Source organism: Streptomyces aurantiacus (genome assembly GCF_001418335.1).
Taxonomy (GTDB): domain Bacteria; phylum Actinomycetota; class Actinomycetes; order Streptomycetales; family Streptomycetaceae; genus Streptomyces; species Streptomyces aurantiacus.
Window position 1 is genome coordinate 52,381 of record NZ_LIPP01000170.1, and the last position, 6,374, is coordinate 58,754.

The 6,374-nt window shown below is 72.3% G+C and carries 5 protein-coding genes; 4 read left to right on the forward strand and 1 reads right to left on the reverse strand.

The window, feature by feature from the left end; genetic code table 11:
- Positions 1-94 precede the first annotated feature (94 nt).
- Positions 95-787 carry a GntR family transcriptional regulator gene (locus AOK01_RS22820; protein ID WP_055514627.1) on the forward strand — a complete coding sequence of 231 codons (693 nt, stop codon included), beginning with the start codon at positions 95-97 and terminating at the stop codon, positions 785-787.
- 248 nt (positions 788-1,035) lie between these two features.
- Here the strand turns inward: AOK01_RS22820 and AOK01_RS22825 are convergent, their stop codons facing one another.
- Complete coding sequence (locus tag AOK01_RS22825) at positions 1,036-1,317, reverse strand: HPr family phosphocarrier protein (protein ID WP_055514629.1); 282 nt, start codon at positions 1,315-1,317, stop codon at positions 1,036-1,038.
- Between the two features lie 206 nt (positions 1,318-1,523).
- Between AOK01_RS22825 and AOK01_RS22830 the strand changes: the two genes are divergently transcribed.
- From AOK01_RS22830 to AOK01_RS22840, 3 genes are read left to right on the forward strand one after another with little or no spacing between them, the layout of a single operon-like run.
- The gene (locus tag AOK01_RS22830) at positions 1,524-4,514 is read left to right on the forward strand and encodes a bifunctional acetate--CoA ligase family protein/GNAT family N-acetyltransferase (RefSeq protein ID WP_055514631.1); all 2,991 of its coding nucleotides are present in this window, start codon (positions 1,524-1,526) and stop codon (positions 4,512-4,514) included.
- A gap of 41 nt (positions 4,515-4,555) precedes the next feature.
- Entirely contained in the window at positions 4,556-5,143 is a 588-nt protein-coding gene (locus AOK01_RS22835) for a DUF5998 family protein (protein ID WP_055514645.1), read from the forward strand.
- Positions 5,143-6,330 (forward strand): alkaline phosphatase family protein, encoded by a 1,188-nt coding sequence (locus AOK01_RS22840; protein ID WP_055514633.1) that lies wholly within the window; start codon positions 5,143-5,145, stop codon positions 6,328-6,330. The genes AOK01_RS22835 and AOK01_RS22840 overlap by 1 nt, the downstream gene beginning before the upstream one ends.
- The last annotated feature ends 44 nt before the right edge of the window (positions 6,331-6,374 follow it).

Here is a 6,374-nt window from a genome sequence, read left to right on the forward strand (position 1 = left end):
CGGCTGCCTTCGGAATTTCCCGCTCTCTGCAATAGAGTCACCGAACAAGCGTCAATCGACCGCGTTTCGCGGGGATTAAGGCGGAGGTCCGGTCATGCGTATTCCCGCGCGCTCGGTATGCACGGCGATCCGTGACGACATCGTCGCGGGTGTCTACGAACGCGGCAGCCGGCTCACCGAAGAACTGCTCGCGCGCCGCTACGGCGTCTCGCGGGTCCCCGTGCGCGAGGCGCTGCGCACCCTGGAGGCGGAGGGCTTCGTGGTCACGCGCAGGCACGCGGGCGCGTGCGTCGCGGAGCCCACGGAACAGGAGGCCGCCGACCTCCTGGAGATGCGCGTGCTGCTGGAACCGCTGGGCGCCGCCCGTGCCGCGCAGCGTCGCACCGAGGCCCATCTGAAGGTGCTGCGCGGCCTGGTCAGGCTCGGCCAGGAGCGCGCCAGGCGGGGCAACAGCGAGGATCTGCGCTCCCTCGGCGGCTGGTTCCACGAGACGCTCACGCAGGCCTCGGGCAGCCCGGCGCTGACCTCGACGCTCGGCCAGCTGCGGCACAAGATCGCCTGGATGTACTCGGTCGAGGCGCCCGCGCACCCCGCCGAGTCCTGGACCGAGCACGGGGCCATCGTGGACGCCGTCGCCCGCGGTGACAGCGACCGGGCCCGGACGATCACGGCCCTGCACACGGAGCGGGCGACGACCGCGCACCGGCTGCGCTTTCCGGGCGGGGACCGCGTGGAGCGTGTGAGGACTTCGCAACATGCCGTAAACACAGCGGGCCTGCGGCATTAACAGAAGCGCCGTATACAAAGAGAGTTATTCGGCAGGGGCCCATTTCTGGTGCCCCCTTTTTCCGTGTGCCCGGAATTGTCGAGCATGTGATTTCCGGTGTGCGCGGAAATCGATGCACCGGCTCCGAGTGATTAACCCGAACGGTACCGACGGTCCCGACCGCGCAGACGGCGGAGCCGCGTCGCCCGGGGTGTGGGGACGCGGCTCAGCCGAATGCGATCCGTGAGGTTCCGTCGGGTTCCGTGAGGTCAGACCGTCTCGGGAAGTTCCTGGAGGCCCTCGGCGACCAGCTTCGCCAGACGGTCGAGCGCGGCGTCCGCGCCCTCGGCGTCGGAGGCCAGCACGACCTCCTCGCCGCCCTGGGCGCCCAGGCCGAGGACCGCGAGCATGGAGGCGGCGTTGACGGGGTTGCCGTCCGCCTTGGCGATCGTCACGGGGACCCCGGAGGCCGTGGCCGCCCGGACGAAGATGGAGGCGGGACGGGCGTGAAGGCCCTCCGCCCAGCCGACGTTGACGCGGCGCTCAGCCATGTGATGCTGCCCTTCGGATGTCTCGGTGTCTCACTGACTTCAGGTTGTCTAGACCAGTGTTCCATACGGTGAAACGTGTCCGGGCCGGTGCCCGCCCCGGAGCGGCCCGGGTCCCCCAAGACTGCCCCGCACCCTTGCGGGACGCGAGCCCGCCCGTGCAGGAAGCGGCCCGGTCATTGTCGGACCCGGGTCGTACTCTGGGCCCCATGCAGACCTCGTCGGACCGGCACGAGTACCCCGCTCACTGGGAGGCCGACGTCGTCCTGCGCGACGGCGGCACCGCGCGCGTCCGGCCCATCACGGCCGACGACGCCGACCGCCTCGTCAGCTTCTACGAGCAGGTGTCCGCCGAGTCGAAGTACTACCGCTTCTTCGCTCCGTACCCACGCCTGTCCGCCAAGGACGTGCATCGCTTCACGCACCACGACTTCGTGGACCGGGTGGGACTCGCGGCCACCGTCGGCGGCGAATTCATCGCCACCGTACGGTACGACCGCATCAACGCGGACGGCCTGCCCGCCACGTCCCCCGCGGACGAGGCGGAGGTCGCCTTCCTCGTCCAGGACGCCCATCAGGGCCGTGGCGTGGCGTCCGCGCTGCTCGAACACATCGCGGCCGTCGCCCGCGAGCGGGACATCCGCCGGTTCGCCGCCGAGGTACTGCCCGCCAACAACAAGATGATCAAGGTGTTCACGGACGCGGGGTACCAGCAGAAGCGCAGCTTCGAGGACGGCGTCGTACGCCTGGAGTTCGACCTGGAGCCCACCGACCGCTCGCTCGCCGTGCAGCGCGCGCGGGAGCAGCGGGCGGAGGGGCGCTCCGTGGCACGGCTCCTGGCGCCCGGTTCGGTCGCGGTCGTCGGAGCGGGCCGCACGCCCGGGGGAGTGGGGCGCAGCATTCTGGAGAACCTGCGCGCCGCGGGCTTCACCGGCCGCCTGTACGCGGTGAACGGAGGGCTCCAGGACAACGAGGCGCTCCAGGACGACGGAGCGCCGCAGGAATCCGGGGCGCTCCAGGTCAAGGAGCTGGCCGGAGTTCCGGCCCATCGCTCCGTGCGTGACATCGCCGAGCCCGTCGACCTCGCCGTGATCGCCGTCCCGGCCGAGCGGGTCCCCGAAGTCGTCGCGGAGTGCGGTGAGCACGGGGTGCAGGGGCTCGTGGTGATCTCCGCCGGGTACGCCGAGAGCGGCCCCGAGGGCAGAGAGCGCCAGCGCGAGCTCGTGCGCCAGGCGCGTACGTACGGAATGCGCCTCATCGGGCCGAACGCCTTCGGAGTCATCAATACCTCCCCGCGGACCCGGCTCAACGCCTCGCTCGCGCCGGAGATGCCGCGCACCGGGCGCATCGGCCTGTTCGCCCAGTCCGGTGCCATCGGGATCGCGCTGCTGTCCCGGCTGCACCGGCGCGGCGGTGGGGTCACGGGTGTGACGGGAGTGTCGACCTTCGTCTCCTCGGGCAACCGCGCGGACGTGTCCGGCAACGACGTCCTTCAGTACTGGTACGACGACCCGGACACCGATGTCGCGCTCATGTACCTCGAATCGATCGGGAACCCGCGGAAGTTCACCCGCCTCGCCCGGCGCACGGCGGCGGCCAAGCCGCTGGTCGTCGTCCAGGGCGCGCGGCACGGCGGAGCCGCGCCCCAGGGGCACGCCGTACGGGCCACGCGGCTGCCCCACGCCACGGTGTCCGCCCTGCTGCGGCAGGCCGGGGTCATCCGGGTGGACACGATCACGGAACTGGTCGACGCGGGGCTGCTGCTGGCCCGCCAGCCCCTGCCCGCCGGCCCGCGGGTGGCGATCCTCGGGAACTCCGAGTCGCTCGGGCTGCTGACGTACGACGCCTGTCTCGCCCAGGATCTGCGGCCGCTGCCGCCCCGCGACCTGACGACCGGCGCCTCGGCCGAGGACTTCCGCGCCGCACTGGCGCACGCGCTGGCCGACGACGCCTGTGACGCCGTCGTGGTCACCGCCATTCCGGCGGTGGGGGAGAGGTCCGCGGCGGACGCCGCGCTGGCCGAGGCACTCCGGTCGGCCTCGGCCGCCGCGCCCGCCAAGCCGGTTCTCGTGGTGCACGTGGAGCTGGGAGGGCTCGCGGAAGCGCTGTCCGCGGCTGCGGGCACCGCGCCCCAGGCCGTTCCCGATCCCCACGCGGGCGTGGCCGTCGACAGCGCCCCCCACCCGATCCGCCCCGCCGAGCGGGCGGGCACCGTGGCGGAGAGCACCGAGAGGGGGAGCACGGATGTGGGGTCCCGGCTCATTCCGGCGTACCCCGCCGCCGAGCGGGCCGTGCGCGCGCTCGCGGAAGCCGTGAAGTACGGCCAGTGGCGGCGCGGGGCCGCCGATCCCGGGCGGGTGCCCGAGTACGAGGACATCGAGGAGAAGAGCGCGGCCGAACAGATCGACCGCCTCCTGTCCGACGCCGACGCCGACGCCGACGCCGTGGACGACGGCGACGCCGTGGACGAGACCGACGCCGTGGACGAGACCGGCTCCGGGGACGAGGCCGGCGGGCTCACGCTCGGCCCCGACGACACCGCCGCCCTGCTCGGCCGCTACGGCATCGACGTCCGCCGTGCCCTGCCCGCGCCCACGCCCGGGGAAGCCGTGGCGGCGGCGGAGCGCATCGGCTACCCCGTGGCCCTCAAGACCACCGCCCCGCACCTGCGGCACCGCGCCGACCTGGGCGGCGTCCGCCTCGACTTGGCGGACGAGGAGCAACTGCGGCGGGCATGCGCGGAGTTGACCAGCCTTTTCGGCAAGCCCGAGGAGCTGCGCCCGGTGGTGCAGGGGATGGCGCCCCGCGGTGTCGACACGGTCGTGCGCGCGGTCATCGACCCGGCGGCCGGAGCCGTGCTCTCCTTCGGGCTCGCGGGAGCGGCGTCGGAGCTGCTCGGGGACACCGCGCACCGGCTGATTCCGGTCACCGACCGCGACGCCGCCTCACTGATCCGATCCATCAGGACCGCACCGCTCCTCTTCGGCTGGCGGGGCTCGGCCCCGGCGGACGTCGCGGCACTGGAGGAACTGCTGCTGCGCCTGTCCCGCCTTGTCGACGACCACCCGGAGGTCGTCTCCGTCTCCCTGGAGCCCGTAGTCGTCGCCCCGCACGGGCTGAGCGTGCTCGGCGCCTCCGTGCGGCTCGCCCCGCCGCCCGCCCGCGACGACCTCGGGCCACGCACACTTCCTGTGTACTGAGCGGTACCTCGCAGTCAGCGCGCCCCCGTAGGATGGACATCATGGCCAAGACCAGTACGACGACCCAGGGGCTGCGAGCGGCGATCGAGCGCAGCGGCTACTACCCGGCCCTCGTGGCCGAGGCGGTGGAGGCCGCTGTGGGAGGCGAGCCCATCCGGTCATATCTGGTCCACCAGGAGACGACGTTCGACGCCAACGAGGTGCGTCGGCACGTCACGGTGCTCGTCCTCACGGGTAACCGTTTCATCGTGAGCCACACGGACGAACAGGCCGCGGACAGTACCTCGCCCACGCCGTACGCGACCACGTCCACCGAGTCCGTGAAGATCGGCCGGATCTCGTCGGTCGTGCTCAGCCGGGTCGTGGCGAACCCGGAGAAGTACGTCGTGGGGACGCTGCCGCGCGAGGTCGTGCTCACCATCGGCTGGGGCGCGGTCGCCCGCATCGACCTGGAGCCGGCGGCCTGCGGCGACCCCAACTGCGAGGCGGACCACGGCTACACCGGCAGCTCGACCGCGGACGACCTGAGCCTGCGCGTCAGCGAGGCCGGTGACGGACCGGACGCCGTGCGCCAGACGCTCGCCTTCGCGCAGTCGCTCTCCGAGGCGACCACGGACGTCCCCCGCTGATGTCCCAGCACGTCTGGGACCACCCGGAACCACTCACCGTCGCCTCCGCGCCCGTGCCCGAGTACGGCAGCGGTTCGCTCGCCGACCTGCTGCCCACGCTGGCCGCGGGCATGGACGTACCGGACCTGACCGCCTCGCTCGGCGAACTGAGCCCGGCCGACCGCAACTGCGTCTTCCTGATCGACGGCCTCGGCTGGGAGCAGCTGAAGGCGAACCCGGACGAGGCCCCGTTCATGAGTTCCCTGCTGGGCAGCTCGCGCGGCGGCACCGGCCGGCCCCTCACGGCGGGCTATCCCGCGACCACCGCGACCTCGCTGGCCTCGATCGGCACCGGACTGCCGCCGGGAGCCCATGGACTGCCCGGCTACACCGTGCGCAACCCGGAGACCGGCGAGCTGATGAACCAGCTCCGCTGGATCCCCTGGACCAAGCCGGGCACGTGGCAGCCGTACCCCACGGTGTTCCAGCTGGCCGACGCGGCCGGCGTGCACACGGCCCAGGTGTCGGCACCGCAGTTCCAGAACACCCCGCTGACGAAGATCGCCCTCAGCGGCGGGACGTTCCACGGCCGGCTGACCGGCGAGGAGCGCATGGACAAGGCGGCCGAGCAACTGGCCGCGGGGGACCGCTCGCTGGTCTACACGTACTACGCCGAGGTGGACGGCAAGGGCCATCGCTTCGGCATGGACTCCGACGCCTGGCGCGGACAGCTCATGTACGTGGACCGGCTGGTCCAGCGCCTGGCCGAGCAACTGCCGCCGCGTGCGGCCCTCTACGTCACGGCCGACCACGGCATGATCGACGTCCCGTTCGACGAGGAGCACCGCATCGACTTCGACGCGGACTGGGAGCTGCGCGCGGGAGTGGCCCTCCTCGGCGGCGAGGGCAGGGCCCGGCACGTCTACGCGGTCCCGGGCGCCGAGTCCGACGTACTGACCTGCTGGCGCGAGGTGCTCGGTGAGCAGTTCTGGGTGGCCTCGCGCGACGAGGCGATCGCGGCGGGATGGTTCGGCCCGCACATCGACGAGCGGGTGTACGCGCGCATCGGTGACGTGGTCGCGGCCGCCCGTGACGACGTACTGATCATCGCGTCCGAGCGGGAGCCGAAGGAGTCGGCGATGGTCGGCAACCACGGCTCGATGACGCCGGCGGAACAGCACGTCCCGCTGCTGGAAGTACGTTCCTGACCCACCGCCCGCCCACCCGTTCTCACCCGATACCGATACCGATC

What these genes read in the sequence shown, in the direction of transcription:
- AOK01_RS22820 (WP_055514627.1), top strand. Translation starts at nt 95, where the DNA reads ATGCGTATTCCCGCGCGCTCGGTATGCACGGCGATCCGTGACGACATC.
- AOK01_RS22825 (WP_055514629.1), bottom strand. Translation starts at nt 1,317, where the DNA reads ATGGCTGAGCGCCGCGTCAACGTCGGCTGGGCGGAGGGCCTTCACGCC.
- AOK01_RS22830 (WP_055514631.1), top strand. Translation starts at nt 1,524, where the DNA reads ATGCAGACCTCGTCGGACCGGCACGAGTACCCCGCTCACTGGGAGGCC.
- AOK01_RS22835 (WP_055514645.1), top strand. Translation starts at nt 4,556, where the DNA reads ATGGCCAAGACCAGTACGACGACCCAGGGGCTGCGAGCGGCGATCGAG.
- AOK01_RS22840 (WP_055514633.1), top strand. Translation starts at nt 5,143, where the DNA reads ATGTCCCAGCACGTCTGGGACCACCCGGAACCACTCACCGTCGCCTCC.